The organism is Chryseobacterium taichungense (genome assembly GCF_900109935.1).
GTDB lineage: Bacteria > Bacteroidota > Bacteroidia > Flavobacteriales > Weeksellaceae > Chryseobacterium > Chryseobacterium taichungense.
In genome coordinates, this window is sequence record NZ_FOBV01000001.1 from 553,408 (window position 1) to 572,678 (window position 19,271).

A 19,271-nucleotide genomic window follows, 5' to 3' on the forward strand; every position below is an offset into this window, starting at 1 on the left:
AAATTAAATACAATGAATTTACCAAACGTAGTAACCGAATTAATAAAAACACAAAACAATTTCGACAGCACAGCATACGCCAATTGTTTTACCGAAACAGCTATAGTATTTGACGAAGGAAAAACACACAACGGAAGAACCGAAATAAAAAATTGGATCGATAAAGCCAATCAAGAATATCATGCGGTAATGAAACCGTTAGAATATTCAGAAGCCGAACATACCTTGAAAGCAGAAGTTTCAGGGACATTTCCCGGAAGTCCGATTGTAATGATATATTATTTTGAATTTGAAGACGGATTAATTCAGTCATTGAAAATAGTATAAATCCATTTAGCAAAAGTTAAAACCATTTGAAAAAGCAGAGAGGCTGTCCTAAAAGTTTGGGCAGCCTCTTTTTCGTCAACAAAAATCAACAGATTATTTTTGGAGCAATATCTGCGTAGACCTACATCAGCATCTTGTCATACGAGAACTCCGGAGGAGTTCTATCTCATCATAGCACACCTACGGCGTGCTTACATATTCTATTGTTTTTTCTGCTACACAGATATTGCTCCTCTGGAGCACATTAAAATGATGACTCCAAGCACTATGGTATAAAATGATGATTAAAACCTGAAAAAAGTCTTAATAAAAAAGACTATGAAAAGTTTTTGCTTTAAATATTGAAGAATATCATATACCGAATAAAATATCATAATTTTGCTAAAATCATCAGCATGAAAAAAGCCTTTCAATTCCTTAAACAGCTGAAAAAAAACAATACCCGTGAATGGTTTGCCGCACATAAAGAAGAATACGACTCGGCTGTAAAAGAAAATAAGGAGCTTTTCACTCAGATCTACGCTGAACTCCAGAAATATGACCGTGTGAACGCCATGCATATTTTCAGGATTTACCGGGATGTCCGGTTTTCAAAAGACCAGACACCATACAAAACCAATTTCGGAGTCGGTTATTCCCGCTTAAAACCCATGTTGAGAGGAGGGCATTATATTCATCTTGAACCCGGCAACAGTTTCGTAGGTGGCGGATTCTGGGGTCCGGATGCCAAAGACCTGCTCCGTATCCGTAAAGAATTTGAAATCAGCACCGCAGAAATTGAAAAGGTCACTTCGGATAAGACATTCGTAAACTATTTCAAGGAAATAAAAGGCGATGCCGTGAAAACAGCGCCAAGAGGTTTTGATAAGAATCATCCCGCCATCGACCTCATCAGAAAAAAGCAGTATGTCGTCATGAGACCATTTACTGACAAGGAAGTTTTATCCGATGATTTTCATAAAGAAGCAGTGCTTGCCTTATTAGCCATGCGTCCTTTCTTTGATTATATGAGCGAAGTGCTCACTACCGATCTGGATGGGCAACCTTTAATTTAAATATAAAAGGTGATTTAGAATTTTTCCAAATATAAACCAGTTGATATTTTACTTATTTTTAAGACACCAATCATTAAGCAAAAACAATGAAAAAAATTCTTTCAGTTATTTTAGTTTCAACCGCTTCTATTCTTTTCTCTCAAGGTAAAGATGTTACCGGAATTTATGCTATGGGACTAATTGGTAAATTCAACCCTGGAACGAATTATATTGAATTGAAACCCGACTCCACCTTCATCTACAATCTGTATGGCAAAAAATACGAGGGCAACTGGAAACTTTCTGAAAATAAAATTTTATTAAATCCTGACATCAAAAAAGAGTTTGCTACAGTAAAGATGAAAGAATCTAAAAATGATTCTGATTCTGTCACCATTAAAATCAATCATATTCCCAAAAGGGATGATTCCGGCAAGTTAAGAGGAAATGGCTTCATCATGGCAACCGTTTATTTTGATAAAAAGGGAAATTATATCAACATCCTTAAATCACCTTACGTAAGAAACTGCGGCTGGGCTCCGCGTGTGAGAAGACAACATATTCTTGATAATGAAAATTCGGTAACCGTTCCTAAAAAAGACTTTTCACAAATCGGCTTTATGACCTACAACCTCAAGGATTATATTATTTTCAATAAGGCCGACAAAGATTCCAATGTATTTGAATTTGAAATCGAGGATATTGCAAAAGACGAAGACATCATCAGGGACGATTTCTTTATTCTTGATGGAAAATCACTATACTATCCCAATAAAAAAGGAAAAATCGATGTTATGCAGTTGCCTTTAGTAAAAAAGAAAATGTAATTTATTCTTTAACGCAAAGATTTTATTTAAAAAGCTATTTAAACTTTTTATATAACCACAAAAGTCACAAAAGATGAGCTCAATTTTATCTAAAGTTGATGACGATAAATGAAAAAAGGGCACAATAGCCTTAAAAAATCTTCGATTTTTATTCTTTTGAGAGCTTTGATTGTTCTAATCATTGCGTTAAGATTATCTTTTGTGACTTTTGACTACGTCGAACCTTTGGTTTGCGGTTAATTCTGCAATTAGTTTTAAACAAGCTTTAAATTAATATTTATTTCAAGAAGAGCAAAGACAGATAAAATCTGCACAAAGCTCACCCAATAGCTTCATCAATCAGCTTGCTGATTATTCTTAGCCCACTTAAAACAGAAGCATTACCATTAAATCTTTGCGTGAAAAAAACATTCGGTATAATTTATCAATATTTTAAGACAAGCTTTCAAATCAGCCAGCTATCCATCTTAAATTATTTGAGTAGTTTTAAATGATTCAAACGCAAAGTTTTATTTAAGTAATATGTACCTTCAGGAAGAGCAAAGACAAATAAAATCTGCACAAAGCTCACCGAATAGCTTGCTTATTATTCTTAGCCCACTTAAAACAGAAGCATTACAATTAAATCTTTGCGTGAAAAAACATTCGGTATTACATATTTGTAATGAAAAACATCAATCCGGTAATTCATAAAAGGATTAACATATATAGAGCAACCACTCAATAAAACGAGTGTTTTTTTAATTATTATTCATAAATCAACCGGTACAATTATCATTATCAAATTGTCATAAACATTCTTTTTGCCCGTTTTTTGCTTTCACCAAATTACCAAATCACAAAATAGTAAAATCATGAAAAAAATCCTACTCCTCGCATCTTGCTTTGCACTCTCGGTATGCAAAGCACAGGAAGCTCCCCTTTCGGTTCCGCCTTCGGAAAAAATGAATATTATAAAAACAAACGTTACGGCTTACGCATTCAGAAATATTAACCTTACTTATGAAAGAGCCATTAACCGCTGGCTGTCCGTAAATATGGGCTTTGGAGCCATGCCTGAAGGAAAAATCCCTTTTATCAATTCTTTCTTAAGTGACAATGACGAAAGAAGATTTCAGAATCTGGAAGCAAAATCTTTCAACTTCACCATAGAGCCCCGCTTTTATCTCGGAGCAGGCTATGGAAAAGGATTCTATTTAGCACCTTATTACCGCTATTCAAAAATTACGACCAATACTTTCGATTTTTATTACGACTTTACATATAGTGGAACAACGTATCAAATCCCTTTGAAAGGCTTTGGAAATGCTAACGGAAATAGTGGAGGTGTAATGGTAGGTGCACAGTTCTTCCTCACCAATAGCCGTAATCTCGTGCTCGACTTTTGGATTGCCGGAGCTCATTATGGGGCAGGAAAAGGAGACTTTACCATGACAAGCGATATTCCGCTTACTCCTGAAATGCAGGCTCAGCTGAAAAAAGAAATTGAAGATCTGGATGTTCCATTCGTCAATTATACGGTAGAAACCAACACCAACGGCGCAAGAGTCATTATCGATGGTCCGTGGATCGGTTTCAGAACCGGGCTGTCACTGGGATACAGATTTTAAAAATATAAGCATATAATAGAAAAACCGTCCCTGCGACGGCTTTTTATATCTTAAAGTTTGATAAAGCATGTTTTGTATTTATTTAAAAAGAAATATCTTTCCGGGATGAAAACGTCTCAAATCACCACAGCCCAGCGAATCAAAGCAATTGTGGGCGGCTCGATAGGAAATCTTGTAGAATGGTACGACTGGTATGCTTACGCAGCGTTTGCCATTTATTTTTCAAACTCCTTCTTTCCAAATTCTGATATGACGGCACAGCTTCTCAACACGGCCGGAATTTTTGCGGTAGGATTTCTTATGCGCCCCGTCGGAGGATGGCTCTTCGGAAGCCTTGCAGACCGGATCGGAAGAAAAAAGGCGATGACACTTTCGGTTTTATTAATGTCTTTCGGATCATTACTGATTGCACTTACTCCAACATATAATACAATAGGTGTTCTCGCACCTCTGTTGTTATTGATTGCCCGATTGCTCCAGGGACTAAGCGTTGGCGGAGAATACGGTGTTTCAGCAACATACCTCAGCGAGATGGCGACCTCCGACCGACGGGGATTTTATTCCAGCTTTCAATATGTGACGCTGATCGGAGGACAACTGATCGCCCTAGGCATTCAGCTGATTTTACAGAAACTTTTACTCACAGAAAGTCAGCTGGAAAACTGGGGTTGGAGAATTCCTTTCGTGATCGGTGCCATACTTTCCGTAATTGCATTGTATTTAAGATCAAACCTTCATGAGACTGAAGCTTTCGAAAATAAAAAAAGCGTCAGTGAAAATAAAAAAGGTACCATTAAAGAATTATTAAAGCATCCTAAAGCCTTGCTTACCGTTGTAGGACTCACCTTGGGCGGAACACTGGCATTTTATACGTATACTACTTATATGCAGAAGTTTTTGGTTAATACCGTTCATCTTACGAAAGAAGAATCTACATTAATCTCTTTTATTTCATTATTTATCTTTGCCTGCCTTCAGCCTGTTTTCGGTGCTTTGTCAGACCGTATCGGAAGGAGACCTTTATTATTAAGCTTCAGAATTCTGGGAACCATATTTACATATCCCCTGCTGAATGCATTAAGTACAACCACTTCCATGTGGGGTGCTTTTTTCCTGATCATGTCGGCACTGATTATTGTAAGTGGCTACACCTCAATAAATGCTGTGGTAAAAGCCGAGCTTTTCCCTTCGGAAGTAAGAGCTTTGGGAGTCGGCCTTCCCTATGCTTTAACAGTGGCCATCTTCGGAGGAACTGCAGAATATATCGCATTGTGGTGTAAGCAGCAAAATGTGGAACATTACTTTTACTGGTACATTACTGCCTGCATCTTCTTTTCGTTTGTTGTTTATTCGCGTATGAAAGACACGAAGAAGACCTCTTCCCTTGATCAGGATTAAAATATAAAAAATTCCGCGGCTCAGATTCTCTGAGCCGCGGCTGTATTAATGATAGGCTTGCTTAAATTTCTGGAGAATATTATCCAGATTATGTCGCTGGACATATACGCTCTTTACATCTTCGTATCTCGGTGATTTGTAAAATACCTCGTGGAAATCCATACTGCCGTTCCCCACTTTCACCACTTTCTGAACTTCGATATTCAACTTTCTCAATTCATCTTTAAAAACCTGAAATTCGTCTTGGATATTTTTCATCTATATTTTTGGATTTTAATTAAAATTACATTTTTATATCAAACACCCTACCAAAATCCGGGGGTCTATCTTAAATTCAGCATAAAGATAATGAATTTTTCGATACAAATATCATATTTACTTAACATTTTCTCAATACTTCATTCATATAAAAATCATTTTAACAAAATTTATACCAATTAAATAATTTTCAGATCCACCCTAAAAATTAAACAATATTTTTCCGGTTATCTTACAAACACCCTGTAACAATACGTCTTTTTATAAAACTTATTAATAAAAATTTCCGTGAATTATTTTGTCAAGCTCAAAAGCGATGCTGTAGATCTTTTAGAATTTATAAAAAAACCAGATGATGTTCAGATAAAACGCACATCCCTTCAAAAGTTTTTTCTGCTTTTTAATTTGCTCCTTTTTGAAATTATCTTTTTGTTGATCTTTGTATTTCCGGCTAATTATATTGCTGAAAAATTCATCACTGTAAAAGAAACAGAGACATTTAAATATCTTACATTATTTGACGCTCTGTTCTTAACGGTTCTGCTCGCGCCTTTGATTGAAGAATTTATTTTCCGTTATTTCCTGCGATACAGAAAACTATTTTCAAAAGCGATCACCAGAGAAAAATGGCAGAGAGTCTTTCCTTTTCTTGTTTATATTTCCTCACTCCTGTTTGGATTTGTACATCTGGAAAATTATGTGAATGATTCGTGGAAATTTTATGCTTTATCTCCATTAATTATCATTTCGCAATTATCCGGCGGTCTTATCTTAAGCTATATCAGAGTAAGGTTAAATATTTTCTGCAGCATGCTCTACCATGCCACCTGGAACTTATTATTCGCTATCATTGTTCCTTCAGTTTTTCTTTTATTTACGCCTACTTTTATAAATAACACTTCAAATTACCATCTGAAGATTGAACATCAAGTCTTTATTAGCCGCAGCCAACCAATTTAATTTGACACACAGATAACCGATAAGAAAATTTACCGGATTGAAGCAAAACAATACCACTTTCAGGATTTGCTTGATTATATTTACGGTAAAGACAAGTTGAGTACAGATGAAGGCTTGATCAACATCAGCTTCAAATCAGAAAAAGGAATTTCCAGGCAGGAGTTTTTAAAGATTTTGCAGAAGCAATATGATATCAAATAAAAACAAGAGGTTAAAATCAATTGATTTTAACCTCTTGTTTTGTCTTATTTAAATTACTTTTTACTTTCCTCTTCCTCCAGTTCTACCTCATGTCTCAGCTGGGCTTTGTATAAAGTAGCATAATATCCGTTTTTGTCCAGCAGCTCAAGGTGTTTACCTTCTTCTACAATTTTACCATGTTCCATGACGATGATCTTATCTGCTTTTTCAATCGTAGAAAGCCTGTGGGCAATAATAATCGAAGTTCGGTTCTTTGTAATCTTTTCTGTAGCTCTTTGGATGAGTTTTTCACTTTCATGATCTATCGACGAGGTCGCTTCATCCAGAATCAAAATTTTAGGATCGGAAAGATAAGCTCTTAGGAATGACAAGAGCTGTCTCTGGCCGAGAGAAATGGAAGATCCTCTTTCACTCACCACATAATCGTATCCTCCCGGAAGACTTTCGATGAACTCATCCACTTCAATTTCCTTCGCACCGGCTTTGATCTGTTCAAGAGTAATGGTATCGTCACCAAATGAAAGGTTTTCAAAAATACTTCCATGAAACAGGAATACATCCTGCAATACTACCCCAATATGACTTCTCAGGCAATACAGCTCATAATCTTTCAGGTCAACATCGTCAATGAGAATATTCCCGGAATTAATATCATATAATCTAGTGATGAGACTGATAATGGTTGATTTCCCAGCACCGGTAGCTCCTACAATGGCGACAGTTTCCCCAGGATTCACTTTAAAATCGATTCCTTTTAATACTTCCTGCTTTTCGTCGTAAGCAAAATGTACATTTCTGAATTCAATCTTTCCGTCAAAATGATCTTTTTGAACAGTTCCGGTATTTGGCATTGAGTTTTCTTCATCCATCAATCCCAACACTCTTTCGGCACCTACAATACCTCTCTGAATATTATTAAATCTATCCGCGATCTGTCTCAAAGGGCGGATCAGCATGGAAATATACTGAATAAATGCAATTACAACACCTGCACTGATCGTAATATATCCACCATAGAAAAGGATAAATCCGATGAAAAGTGAAGAGATCAGTTCAACCACGGGAAAGAATAAGGAGAAAATGAAGACTGTTCTCAGCAATGCTTCTTTCAGTGTGATGTTAATTTGATCAAACTTTTTGAATTCTGATTCCTGTCTGTTGAATACCTGGATGATGGGCATCCCGGCCAGTCTTTCCTGAACAAAAGAGTTTTGGTTGGAAGTCCAGTTTCTTTCATCTCCAAATGCTTTTTTAAGTCTTTTCTGGAAAAACCTGGTAATAACCACCATTAAAGGAAGAATCGCAAGGGTAATGTAACTCAGATGTACATTGGTGCTGAACATCATGACCAATACAAAAACAATTCTCAGAACATCCCCGAAAACCATCAGGAAACCATCTGTATATACGGTGGCTATTGTTTCCACGTCTCCAACAGCTCTGGTTACCAGCTGTCCGATTGGCGTTTTATCGAAAAATGATGTTTTAAAATAAATAAGTTTATGATAAAGTCTCTGCCTGATATCTCTGATTACATTTTGTGAAATATAATTGGAAAAATAGACCAGGAAGAAATTTAATACGGTTTCGGCAAATACCAGCCCTACCAATATGTAGATATGCTTCATCATTAAAGCTTTATCCTGCAGTTTGGTGATGTCATTATCCACCACTTCCATGGTAAGATAAGGCCTGTAAGTAGAAACTATTGCCAGTATGATAGAGATGATCAGCGTAAGGATGAACCATGAACGGAACTTCATTCCGATAAAGAACAGTCTCTTGATGATCCCCCAGGTATCTTGTTTTTTCATTGTACGAATTGAAGAAAGAATGATATTAAAATTCTATGCAAAAATAAGACTTTAAAATTTGACAATCTTTATAAGTTTATTAAATACTCATGAAAAATTCAGATGGCTCTTATTTATGATATAGATGGTTTATTTATTATTGCTGTTTAAACTTTTATATAACCGCAAAAGTTGCAAAAGACGAGCTCAATTTTTATTTAAAGTTGATAATTACAAATGAAAAAGATTACAATAGCTTAAAAAAATCTTCGATTTTTATCCTTTTGAAAACTTTAAATATACAATCATTTCATTGTGATTATCTTTGCAACTTTTGCGGTTAATTCTGAAAATAGTTTGAACAAGTTTATTATATAGTTTTGTTTTACTTTTTAAATGAAATGCCTGAATTTATTTTTATTAGATAAAGAAAGCATTATCTGATCTGGCGATAATTAAACACAAAGACATACAAAATTAATGTAACCATTTGAAAATAAGATAAACAAAGGTGTATCACTTATTTTCGAAATACAAGAGTCAAAATGTATAGTGGGTGGTATATCATCTATAATAATTTGAGATCGGCTTCCCAAATTATACGTCTTAGACCTATACGTATACGTCTTATATATATTGATATACGTCTTACTTAGATCAACTGACGTATTACATATATCAGTAGATGTATAAGATAAATAAATATTCGTCTTACATATATAAAGACTAGTTTTATAATTATATTTATACGTCTTATACGGGTATGGAGACGTTATCTACGGCTCCCGAGACGTTCATCACCTATGCCGAGGGATCTCTAACCCGACCGAAGCATCACGCAACCTATCCAGATAGGTCACAAAACTTGCAGGATGAGTAAACAACACCTACGGATGATAGAATTACTTCCGGGAAGGCGTAAAGAACCCCACACAAGATCTGAATAACCGCACTCACGAATTAAAAAGCCTCAAAAGAATAGTAAAATACGCAGACGGATCATTAAACAAGGTCTCTTAAGGACTAAATGACCTCGCGATCCCAAAAGATCTTGGCACTAACATAAAACTTCGTGAGCTTATTCAAGTGAAACGGCTTTGTGAAACTTAAAAGCAGTTAGTAGTTAAAAAATCTTCGCGAACTTCGTGTTCAAATCCTCAACAATCAAAAATGCCTTTGCATTAAAAACCAGAATCTTTAAAATTCAAATCAAAATCATACCCAACATCCACAAGATAGAGTCCATGAGCAGGGGCAGACGTTCCGGCAGAATTTCTATTTTTATTCTCAATAACGGTTCGGAGATCTTCGGGTTTTAATTTTCCGGCACCTATTTCCACCATGGTTCCGACGATAGCACGCACCATGTTTCTCAGAAAACGGTTGGCCGAAACGGTAAATTTCAATTCACTTCCCCCCTGCTCCCACTCTGCTTTATAAATTTTGCAGAGATTGGTTTTATTGTCGGTATGAAGTTTGGCAAAGCTGGTAAAGTCTTCATATTCAAAAAGAATCTTGCAGGCTTCATTCATTGGATTGATATCAAGAGGCCTTCTCCAGTGCTGCCAGGCAGAATCTTCCGTGAAAGGATTTTTTTCCAGGGAAATATAATATTCATACGTTCTGTAAGTGGCATCGAAACGGGCATGAAAATCATCTTTTACCTGAAATATTCTTTTAACAGAAATATCGGGAGGTAAAAAGCTGTTTAATCTTCTGGGAAGATCCTGATCTAGCAACTTTTCCGTATCAAAATGAGCGAAAATTTTCTTAGCATGCACGCCGGTATCCGTTCTTCCTGCACCGGTGGTTTTTATTTCCTCCCTTAAAATCGTGGAAAGTGCTTTTTCCATTTCTTCCTGTACGGAAACCGCATTCGGCTGAATCTGATAGCCAAAATAATTTCTCCCGTTATATGAAAATTCAATAAAATACCTCACTGTAATAAAATAACGTTGCAAAATTACTTTAATTAAATGATAATCTTTAACACATTTTTTAAAATAAATCTCTAAAAGTAGCTACCATAGTAAGCTAAATCCATGTGAAATTCCCTATTTTTGCAAGGTATGAAAAGATGGTACCTTTATCCCTTTTCCCTAGGTTATCGCATGGTAACGGGTATCCGAAACACAATGTATGATCTGGGAATTCTTAAGTCGACAAAATTCAGAACACCGATTATATGTGTCGGTAACCTTTCTGTAGGCGGAAGCGGAAAATCGCCTATGGTGATGTATCTTGCTCAGTTTTTATCTAAGCATTACAGAACCGGCGTACTTTCCAGGGGCTATGGAAGGCTTACGAAAGGCTATGCTGTTACGAATTATGAGAGCAACTACAAAATGGTGGGTGATGAAGCCATGCAGCTGTTTGAACGCTTCAAAAACCGTTTTGTGATTGCAGTTTCGGAAGAAAGGGTGCCCGGGGCTAAAAAAGTTATCTCCGATATGGATCTTGATGTTCTTGTGTTGGATGATGCGATGCAGCACAGAGCGATTAAGCCAGGATTTACCATCATGATGACTGATTTCAACGATCCGTATTTTAAAGATTATTTGCTTCCTGCAGGGGATCTGAGGGAATCAAGATCGGGATCCGGAAGAGCAGATATCATCATGGTAAGCAAATGCCCGGATGAACTTACAGAGGAAACCAAACAATATTATATCTCACGGATACGACCTTCGGGACGGCAAAAAGTATTCTTTTCGTCCATAGGTTATGATGAAAATGTTTATGGTAAGGAAAAAATGCTTCCTGATAACAACCTGAATTATTATGATATTCTTCTCATCACCGGAATTGCCAATCCGAAGCCATTGTTGAATCATCTTGCCAAGTTTTCCCAAAGGGTAAAGCATCTGAAATTCCGTGATCATCATAATTTTACGGAAGCAGACATTAAAAATATTGTCGCCGAATATAAAAAACTGGGCGAGTACAAGCTGATCTTAACAACCGAAAAGGATTATGTACGTCTCAAGACTTTCGATTATCTTAGAGATATCGTCTATTACTGGCCGATTAATGTGATTATTGACAGGAAGGAAGAATTTAACCAAATCATTCTGGATTATGTTGGAAAAAATTAAGAAAACTGCAGATTTCATACAGAGTATCATCAAAGAAACTCCCGACTTTGCGATTGTTTTAGGCTCAGGATTAGGGAAATTACAGGATGAGGTAGAAGCGATCCATATCCTGAAATATGCTGAAATTCCTGATTTCCCACAGACAACGGTAGCCGGCCATACCGGGAAATTGATCTATGGAATACTGGAAGGAAAAAAAGTTCTGATGATGAGCGGCCGTTTTCATTATTATGAAGGGCATTCTATTGAAAATATAGTTTTTCCCATCAGGGTTTTTCATATGTTGGGAATACAACATCTTATTCTTTCCAATGCCTCTGGCGGAGTGAATTCTGAATATAAAATTGCAGATATTGCCATCATTAAAGATCATATCAACATGATGCCTGAACATCCGCTTCGAGGAAGAAATATCGATTCTTTCGGACCACGATTTGTTGACATGAGCGAAGCCTACAGCAAAAAGATGATTTCGGTGGCTGAAAAGGTTGCTTCTGAAAACGACATCAACATTCACCAGGGAATATATGTAGCCCTACAGGGGCCAACTTTCGAAACTCCCGCTGAGTATGGAATGATCAAAGCTATTGGAGGTGATATGGTGGGAATGAGTACCGTTCCTGAAGTGATTGTCGCCCGGCATATGGGAATGGATGTTTTCGGAATCTCCGTGATTACAGATCTCGGCGGTCCGGATATCGCTTTTTCCGTTTCGCATGAAGAAGTTCTGAATGCAGCCAATAAAGCAATGCCGAACGTGATAACCGTTGTAAAAGGTTTGGTCAGAAAATATCCTCAGTCATTATAGAATTTTTCAATAGTACAAATTTCCATCGATAACTTTCTAATTGCTTTTCATTGTTTAGATTTGCAGAAATGATTTTAAAATGAAGAAGCTTTTGTTATTATTCATGATCGGAATTTTCGGGTTAAGCTGCTCACAGCAGACTCCCAAGGTTCTCAAAACCAATTTTTCTAAAGAAGCACTCCTTCAGAAAGTAGAAGACGAAGAAGGTAAAACCGTCACTATACAACAAATCCTGGATCAGCATAAAGGCAAAGTTTTGGTGCTTGATTTCTGGGCCGGCTGGTGCAGAGATTGTTTAAAAGCACTTCCGAAAGCCAAAGAATTGGAAGATAACAATAAAAATATTGATTTTGTTTTCCTTTCATTAGACCGTTCTAAAGAAGGTTTCGACAAAAGCCTGGAAAGATTTGAGATGAAGGACAAAGAAAATTACTGGTTTGCTTCCGGCTGGAAAAATGATTTCAATAATTACATCGACCTCAACTGGATCCCGAGATATATGGTCATTGATCAGAAGTCTGCTATTGCCAAATATTACGCTATCTCTCCGGAAGATCCCGATATCCAGGCAACCATTGATAAGCTTTTAAAATGAGGTTGAGATTGAGGTTGAGGTTTTTAATCATCATCTCAACCTTAGTCTCAACCTTTAATTCTCAATGTACACTATAACAGGAATCCATATCTTTGCGGTATGGATTCTTCTTTTCCCCTTCGCAAAATTATTCATGTCGATATGGATGCATTCTATGCTTCTGTAGAGCAGCATGATAACCCCGCGCTGAAAGGTAAAGCGATTGCGGTCGGAGGAGAACATCGTGGCGTCGTTGCAGCGGCAAGCTACGAAGCCCGAAAATTTGGAGTACGCTCTGCCATGCCCAGTAAAACGGCAAAAGAAAAATGTCCTCACCTTATCTTTGTATCGCCAAGGTTTCAGCGGTATAAAGAAATTTCAAGAAAAATACGGGAAATCTTTTACGAATACACTGACCTGGTAGAACCGTTGTCTCTTGATGAAGCCTACCTTGACGTCACTGAAAATAAAAAAGATATAGAATCTGCCAATCAAATCGCCAAGGAAATCCGTCAGAAGATCTTTGAACAAACTGGGTTAACGGCCTCTGCAGGGATATCCATCAATAAGTTTTTAGCTAAAGTAGCATCAGATATCAATAAGCCGAACGGACAGAAGACCATTCATCCCGATAAAGTCGAAAGCTTTCTGGAAGATTTACCGGTAGAAAAATTTTACGGAGTAGGGAAAGTTACGGCTAACAAAATGTTTAGTTTAGGGATTTATAAAGGTAAAGATTTAAAGAAAAGATCGATTGAAGATCTTACCCGGCTGTTCGGAAAATCCGGCGCGTATTATTATAATGTTGTCCGGGGAATTCATCATTCAGAAGTAAAACCTCACCGTATCCAGAAAAGTGTTGCCGTAGAAAGAACCTTCTTTGAGGATCTTTTCGATGATCAGCAGGTCAATGAAAAACTACTAAGCCTCAGTGAAGAGCTGCAGAACCGTCTTCAGAAAAATAATATTCTCGGCAGAATGCTCACCCTTAAAATTAAATATAAAGATTTTTCCCTTTTTACACGCAGCATTACACGCGAAGAATACTTCTCATCAGCTGAACAGTATTTCACAACAGGAAAGCAGCTATGGGAGCTCCGGCCGTATGACAAACCTGTACGCTTGTTGGGATTATCACTGTCGCAGCTCAATACAGAGGAGAAAAAACTGGTATCCGTTCAACTAAAAATTCCGTTCAAAGAATTTGATGATCAATAATCTCGAAAATTTTCATTAAATTGTAGTAACCAAATTGTACAATTTTATGAATGAAACGATGATTCAATTTTTCCACTGGTATTCTGAAGGAGAAGGAAAACTATGGAAAGAAGCAGAAAAAAACGCAAAATATCTGGCCGACCTGGGAATTACATCAGTATGGTTCCCTCCCGCTTATAAGGGTGCTACCGGCGGCCACTCTATCGGTTACGACGCCTATGATCTTTATGATCTTGGAGAATTTGACCAGAAAGGAACCATTCCTACAAAATACGGAACAAAAGAAGATTATGTAAAAGCCATCAAAGCTTTAAAAGAACTTAATATCAAGGTAATTGTAGATATTGTTCTTGGCCACAAAGGAGGCGGAGACGAGCTTGAAACGTTCAAAGCTCTGAAAGTCGATGAAGAAAACAGAGACAAAATTATTTCCGATGAGATAGAAATACAATCTTACACCAAGTTTACTTTTCCGGGCAGAGGAAAAAAATATTCGGATTTTATATGGAACTACACCTGTTTCAGTGGTGTAGATTACGCTGAAGGCATGGATTCCCATATCTTTAAAATTAAAAATGAATACGGAACCGACTGGGAAGAAATGATCGATGATGAAAAAGGAAACTACGATTATCTGATGTATAATGATGTGGAACATCGAAATCCCTTCGTAAGAGAGGAACTGAACAATTGGGCAAAATGGTATTTTGATGAAACGGACTTCGATGGTGTAAGGCTGGATGCCTTGAAACATATTTCATTTGATTTTTATAAAGAATGGCTCACTTTACTTCGTTCCAATTCCGGCAAGAATATTTTTGCAGTTGGTGAATACTGGGCTCCGGGATATCTTAATCTACTTCAAAAATATATTGATGTTACGGAAGGATGCATGAGTCTTTTTGACAGCTCATTACAAAATAATTTTCATAATGCCTCGAATGAAGGCGGTTCGTATGATTTACGCAGAATTTTTGATGAAACCCTTACACAGGCTGATCCTCTTCATTCGGTAAGTTTGGTTGACAATCATGATACACAGCCTCTACAGGATCTGGAAGCGCCGGTAGAAAACTGGTTTAAGCCTATTGCCTATGCATTGATCCTGCTCCGGAAAGACGGATATCCTTGTGTGTTTTATCCTGATTTATATGGTGCTCATTATGTAGATAAAGACAAAGAAGGCAATGACCAGGAAATATTTCTGGATAAGGTAAGTGGTATCGAAGAACTGATTAAAGCAAGAAAAGAGCATGCATATGGCGAACAGCGGGATTATTTCGAAGATGCCAATTGCCTGGGATGGGTTCGGGAAGGAGATGACGAACATTCCGGATGTGCAGTCGTTCTGAGCAATAAGGACGCTTATGAAAAGCCTATGGAAATGGGCGAACGCTATATCGGAAAAACTTTTTATGATGCCCTCGGAAGATTTGAAGATAAAGTAACGATTGATGAAAACGGATGGGGAAATTTTCCTGTGCCGGCTGGAAATGTGAGTGTCTGGATTGAAGAATAATATTATTAAATACAAATGACATTGATTTAGGTAGCAGTGTCATTTGTGTTTAAATTAAAGAGCTTAACATTAAGTAAAAATCTAAAATATTAAGTAAAAATCTAAACAGGCTCTAAACCTTTCGCAGCTTAAGGACTTCCGGTCTTTCAGAGTTTTCAGAGATGACTCCGGTCCTGGCAAATTCTGCCCAAAGCGCGCGAAGCTTTCTTCCGTTTTCCTGAATGTATTCCCATGGAACATCTTTTAGTAATTCTGCCGATTTCCAGGCTTCTTTATTTTCAAAGATAAGGGGAAGATCGACACAATGCGAAGCTCCAATATAATTGTTCTTTAACGTTGACTGAATACTGAACTGATAAATATTTCCACCGCCAGCTGCATAATTCTCCGCAAAGATCTTAGCCGGTTTTTCATAAATCGATTCGGTGGTTTTTCTTACGATGGTATTAAGAATTTTATGAGGCAGATACGTGTAGATTCCCTCCTGTGCTGTTTTGACATAGAAAGCCGTTTCATCCTGATTAGAGCCGATCAAAACATCATATTGTTGTGCATTGCCTTTCCACTTTTCAAGGCTTTCTTCTTCTCTGCATAAAGGCGGATAACCATATTGTGTACAAAAAGGCATTGAAGTTTTCAGTCCGTATTTTCTGAAAGAAGGTAGAAATTTAACATAGCCTTCGACCATCTTCAAAGGATCGGATTCATCTTTTAAAATACCGGTCTTCCTGAAAAACTCAAGGGACATATTCTGTCTTCTGAGCCGGAAACCTAATGGTGCACTGTGAATAATTGCTCTTCGAAACAAGCCTTCTATTCCTTCCGAGATCATAAGATGAGCAATCGCATCGCCACCGGATGACTGTCCGAAAAGGGTAATATTTTTAGGATCCCCTCCAAAATCACGTATATATTTCTTAATCCATTGCAGAGCGGCCATGATATCATACAATCCCAGGTTGGCAGGTCTTTCCTCGTCACCACCCAGAAATCCGAAAAGTCCCAATCGGTAAGATACGGAAACAACAATAATATTCTGTTCTTTTACCCAGACGGAAGGATCTGAAGTAGGCAGATCACCACATCCGATCTCATATGAGCCTCCGTGAATCCAGACAATTACCGGGAGCTTTTCATCATCATTAAAATGTTCAGGGCGTGTAATTGTAAGAAACTGTATTGATTCTTCAGGCTGAAATGCTTCAACATCAGTCTTCTGAATCAGCCTGTCAAGCAACGGACTTACATTCTGCGGACATACCGGAGTCTTATCCGGGATTTCGTGTGACTCAATATAATCTATTGGTTCTGGTTTTTTAAATCGTTCGGAATGGGCATACCGAATGCTTTTGGCTCTGATAACACCATTTTCCTTTAATGCTGAAATTTTTCCGAAAGAAGTATAAAAGGTGTGAATTCCTTTCTCTTGCATTGTTGTCATTCAGGAACAGATTATATTTCACCTTAAAAGTAATGATTTATCTTTTTTAAAACAATATGCCGGCTAATTCAACGCTTTATATACAGACGGGGATACTCCTGTTTTGGTTTTAAACAATCTCGTAAAATGCTGAGGATACTTAAAACCCAGATCATACGAAATTTCACTGATGGATTTTGCCGGGTCGGAAATCTGCTTCTTTGCTGCTTCAATCAGCTTGTTGTGAATAAATTCCTGGGCAGAAATCCCAAGCTCCTTTTTCATTAAATCACCAAAATAATTTGCCGAAAGATTCAGCTGCTCAGCAAAATAATTGACCATCGGAAAACCAATCGTTTTAGGTCTCTCGGATGCCAGATATTCATCCAATAAATTTTCAAATTTACCTATAACCCCCTGATTGATATAATCTCTGGTGATAAACTGCCGGTCGTAAAAACGCATGCAGTAATTTAAAAAGAGTTCGATATTATTAACAATCAGAGATCTGCTGTGCTTGTCGATGGAATGCTCCAGCTCAAACCTGATATTCTTGAAGCAGTCCAGGATGATCTCTCTTTCCTTTTCCGAAAGATGTAATGCCTCATGCACATCGTAAGAAAAGAAATTATAATCCCCTATATTCTTTCCCAGATTCGTACCCTTGATCAGATCAGGATGAAACATCAGCGCAAATCCTGCCGGCTGTATGTATTTGCCGTCATTATTAATTCCGTATTCCTGCCCCGGTGCGATAAACACCAGTGTTCCTTCCTGGTAGTCATAGCTGTGTTTGCCGTAATACATATCACCACAAACAACATCTTTCAGAAATACGGTATAAAATCCGAATATTCTTCTGAACTGACAGATGGGATCGGATTTAGAAAAATCAATCACACTCACCAACGGATGCAGGGTTTCATGATTTGTCATTTTATTGTACTCGGAGATGCTGCTGATAAAGTCTGCCTGGTTTTTCATAATTGAATTCTTACGCAGATCAAAATTACCACATTTAAAACGCATATTTTACGATCAAGGTAAAATTGGTATATCATTCTGTAATCTATATAAGTATGATTACACAAAAAGCAGCGATTTTTGCATAAATATCAATTAATTAAACTTACATATATCATGAGTACATTTACTGTAAAAGCTTTCGGTGCAGAATCCAAGACTGCAGATTTAGCCGAGATGAATATCGAAAGAAGAGAAGTAACCCCAAAAGATGTCGAGATCGAAATCCTCTACTGTGGCGTGTGTCATTCTGATCTTCATACGGCAAGAAACGACTGGGGAGGCTCGATGTATCCGGTAGTTCCCGGCCATGAGATCGTAGGGAGGATCACCAATGTCGGCAGTGAAGTTTCTAAGTTCAAAGTGGGAGATCTGGCGGCTGTTGGGTGTATGGTCGATTCATGCGGACACTGTGAGAGCTGTAAACAAGATCTTGAGCAATACTGCCAAAGCGGATTTACGGGAACCTACAATGGGAAAGATAAACATCTGGGAGGCCATACATTTGGAGGATATTCCCAAAAAGTGGTGGTCGATGAGCATTTCGTTCTCAGTGTTCCTGAGAACCTTGATCTTGCTGCAGTAGCCCCTCTTTTGTGCGCAGGTATAACGACCTGGTCACCTTTGAGACACTGGAATGTTGGCCCAAACTCTAAAGTTGCCGTGGTAGGACTTGGCGGTTTGGGACATATGGCGATCAAACTGGCAAAAGGCCTGGGAGCCGAAGTTACTTTATTTTCAAGAACTCCCGGTAAAACAGAAGATGCTAAAAAGCTGGGCGCTGATCATGTCGTAATTTCAACCGAACAGGATCAGATGGATGCTGTAAGAGGTAAGTTCGACGTCATTATCGATACGGTTCCGTATGAGCATGATATTAATCCTTATATGCAGACTGTAGCACTGAACGGGACCCTGGTTCTGGTAGGTTTTGTAGGAGAATTCCAGGAAGAGGAACCAAGCACAAGACCGCTGATCTTCCAGCGTCGTTCTGTTGCGGGATCATTGATCGGAGGAATTGCAGAAACTCAGGAACTGCTGGACTTCTGTGGTGAACACAATATTGTTTCCGACATTGAACTCATCAAAATGAGCGAGATCAATGAAGCGTATGAAAGAATGCTGAAAAGTGATGTGAAATACCGTTTTGTAATCGATATGCAGTCTTTGTAAACTGCCAGATATATTATTATTAATTAAGCTCTC

General features: G+C 37.7%; 17 protein-coding genes. 12 read left to right on the top strand and 5 right to left on the bottom strand.

Annotated features, from left to right (window positions below; translation table 11 throughout):
- Nucleotides 1-12: 12 nt before the first annotated feature.
- From BMW64_RS02570 to BMW64_RS02590, 5 genes are all read left to right on the top strand, one after another.
- The gene (locus BMW64_RS02570; RefSeq protein WP_089998271.1) at nt 13-327 is read left to right on the top strand and encodes a nuclear transport factor 2 family protein; all 315 of its coding nucleotides are present in this window, start codon (nt 13-15) and stop codon (nt 325-327) included.
- Between the two features lie 395 nt (nt 328-722).
- Nucleotides 723-1,382, top strand: coding sequence for a DUF2461 domain-containing protein (locus BMW64_RS02575; RefSeq protein ID WP_089998272.1), 660 nt, complete (start codon nt 723-725; stop codon nt 1,380-1,382).
- Between the two features lie 86 nt (nt 1,383-1,468).
- On the top strand, nt 1,469-2,188 hold the full coding sequence (locus tag BMW64_RS02580) for a hypothetical protein (protein ID WP_089998273.1): 720 nt from the start codon (nt 1,469-1,471) through the stop codon (nt 2,186-2,188).
- Nucleotides 2,189-3,042: 854 nt separating this feature from the next.
- Complete coding sequence (locus tag BMW64_RS02585) at nt 3,043-3,798, top strand: DUF3575 domain-containing protein (protein WP_089998274.1); 756 nt, start codon at nt 3,043-3,045, stop codon at nt 3,796-3,798.
- Nucleotides 3,799-3,903: 105 nt separating this feature from the next.
- Complete coding sequence (locus BMW64_RS02590; protein WP_089998275.1) at nt 3,904-5,196, top strand: MFS transporter; 1,293 nt, start codon at nt 3,904-3,906, stop codon at nt 5,194-5,196.
- A 45-nt stretch (nt 5,197-5,241) separates the two neighbouring features.
- Here BMW64_RS02590 and BMW64_RS02595 read toward each other — a convergent pair whose 3' ends face one another.
- Nucleotides 5,242-5,454 (bottom strand): hypothetical protein, encoded by a 213-nt coding sequence (locus tag BMW64_RS02595; protein WP_072883545.1) that lies wholly within the window; start codon nt 5,452-5,454, stop codon nt 5,242-5,244.
- Between the two features lie 288 nt (nt 5,455-5,742).
- On the opposite strand from BMW64_RS02595, the gene BMW64_RS02600 reads away from it, so the two are divergent.
- Nucleotides 5,743-6,414, top strand: a complete 672-nt coding sequence (locus BMW64_RS02600) for a CPBP family intramembrane glutamic endopeptidase (protein WP_177175223.1) — start codon at nt 5,743-5,745, stop codon at nt 6,412-6,414.
- 254 nt (nt 6,415-6,668) lie between these two features.
- Here BMW64_RS02600 and BMW64_RS02605 read toward each other — a convergent pair whose 3' ends face one another.
- Together BMW64_RS02605 and truA are read right to left on the bottom strand one after the other, a co-directional pair.
- Complete coding sequence (locus BMW64_RS02605; RefSeq protein ID WP_089998277.1) at nt 6,669-8,429, bottom strand: ABC transporter ATP-binding protein; 1,761 nt, start codon at nt 8,427-8,429, stop codon at nt 6,669-6,671.
- A 1,160-nt stretch (nt 8,430-9,589) separates the two neighbouring features.
- Entirely contained in the window at nt 9,590-10,348 is a 759-nt protein-coding gene (gene truA / locus BMW64_RS02610; protein ID WP_089998278.1) for a tRNA pseudouridine(38-40) synthase TruA, read from the bottom strand.
- A gap of 129 nt (nt 10,349-10,477) precedes the next feature.
- On the opposite strand from truA, the gene lpxK reads away from it, so the two are divergent.
- The 5 genes from lpxK to BMW64_RS02635 all read left to right on the top strand — a co-directional run bounded on the left by lpxK (nt 10,478) and on the right by BMW64_RS02635 (nt 15,622).
- Nucleotides 10,478-11,503, top strand: coding sequence for a tetraacyldisaccharide 4'-kinase (lpxK, locus tag BMW64_RS02615; protein ID WP_089998279.1), 1,026 nt, complete (start codon nt 10,478-10,480; stop codon nt 11,501-11,503).
- Nucleotides 11,487-12,311 carry a purine-nucleoside phosphorylase gene (locus BMW64_RS02620; RefSeq protein ID WP_089998280.1) on the top strand — a complete coding sequence of 275 codons (825 nt, stop codon included), beginning with the start codon at nt 11,487-11,489 and terminating at the stop codon, nt 12,309-12,311. Before lpxK ends, BMW64_RS02620 begins: the two co-directional genes overlap by 17 nt.
- A 79-nt stretch (nt 12,312-12,390) precedes the next feature.
- Entirely contained in the window at nt 12,391-12,906 is a 516-nt protein-coding gene (locus BMW64_RS02625; RefSeq protein WP_089998281.1) for a TlpA family protein disulfide reductase, read from the top strand.
- A gap of 99 nt (nt 12,907-13,005) precedes the next feature.
- Nucleotides 13,006-14,103: a DNA polymerase IV gene (dinB, locus tag BMW64_RS02630; protein ID WP_089998282.1), complete on the top strand. Its 1,098-nt coding sequence runs from the start codon at nt 13,006-13,008 to the stop codon at nt 14,101-14,103.
- A 46-nt stretch (nt 14,104-14,149) separates the two neighbouring features.
- On the top strand, nt 14,150-15,622 hold the full coding sequence (locus BMW64_RS02635; RefSeq protein WP_089998283.1) for an alpha-amylase: 1,473 nt from the start codon (nt 14,150-14,152) through the stop codon (nt 15,620-15,622).
- Between the two features lie 112 nt (nt 15,623-15,734).
- On the opposite strand, the gene BMW64_RS02640 is transcribed toward BMW64_RS02635, so the two are convergent.
- Together BMW64_RS02640 and BMW64_RS02645 are read right to left on the bottom strand one after the other, a co-directional pair.
- Nucleotides 15,735-17,063 carry a carboxylesterase family protein gene (locus BMW64_RS02640; RefSeq protein ID WP_089998284.1) on the bottom strand — a complete coding sequence of 443 codons (1,329 nt, stop codon included), beginning with the start codon at nt 17,061-17,063 and terminating at the stop codon, nt 15,735-15,737.
- A gap of 63 nt (nt 17,064-17,126) precedes the next feature.
- Nucleotides 17,127-18,026, bottom strand: coding sequence for a helix-turn-helix domain-containing protein (locus BMW64_RS02645; protein ID WP_089998285.1), 900 nt, complete (start codon nt 18,024-18,026; stop codon nt 17,127-17,129).
- 156 nt (nt 18,027-18,182) lie between these two features.
- Between BMW64_RS02645 and BMW64_RS02650 the strand changes: the two genes are divergently transcribed.
- Complete coding sequence (locus BMW64_RS02650; protein WP_089998286.1) at nt 18,183-19,238, top strand: NAD(P)-dependent alcohol dehydrogenase; 1,056 nt, start codon at nt 18,183-18,185, stop codon at nt 19,236-19,238.
- Nucleotides 19,239-19,271 lie beyond the last annotated feature (33 nt).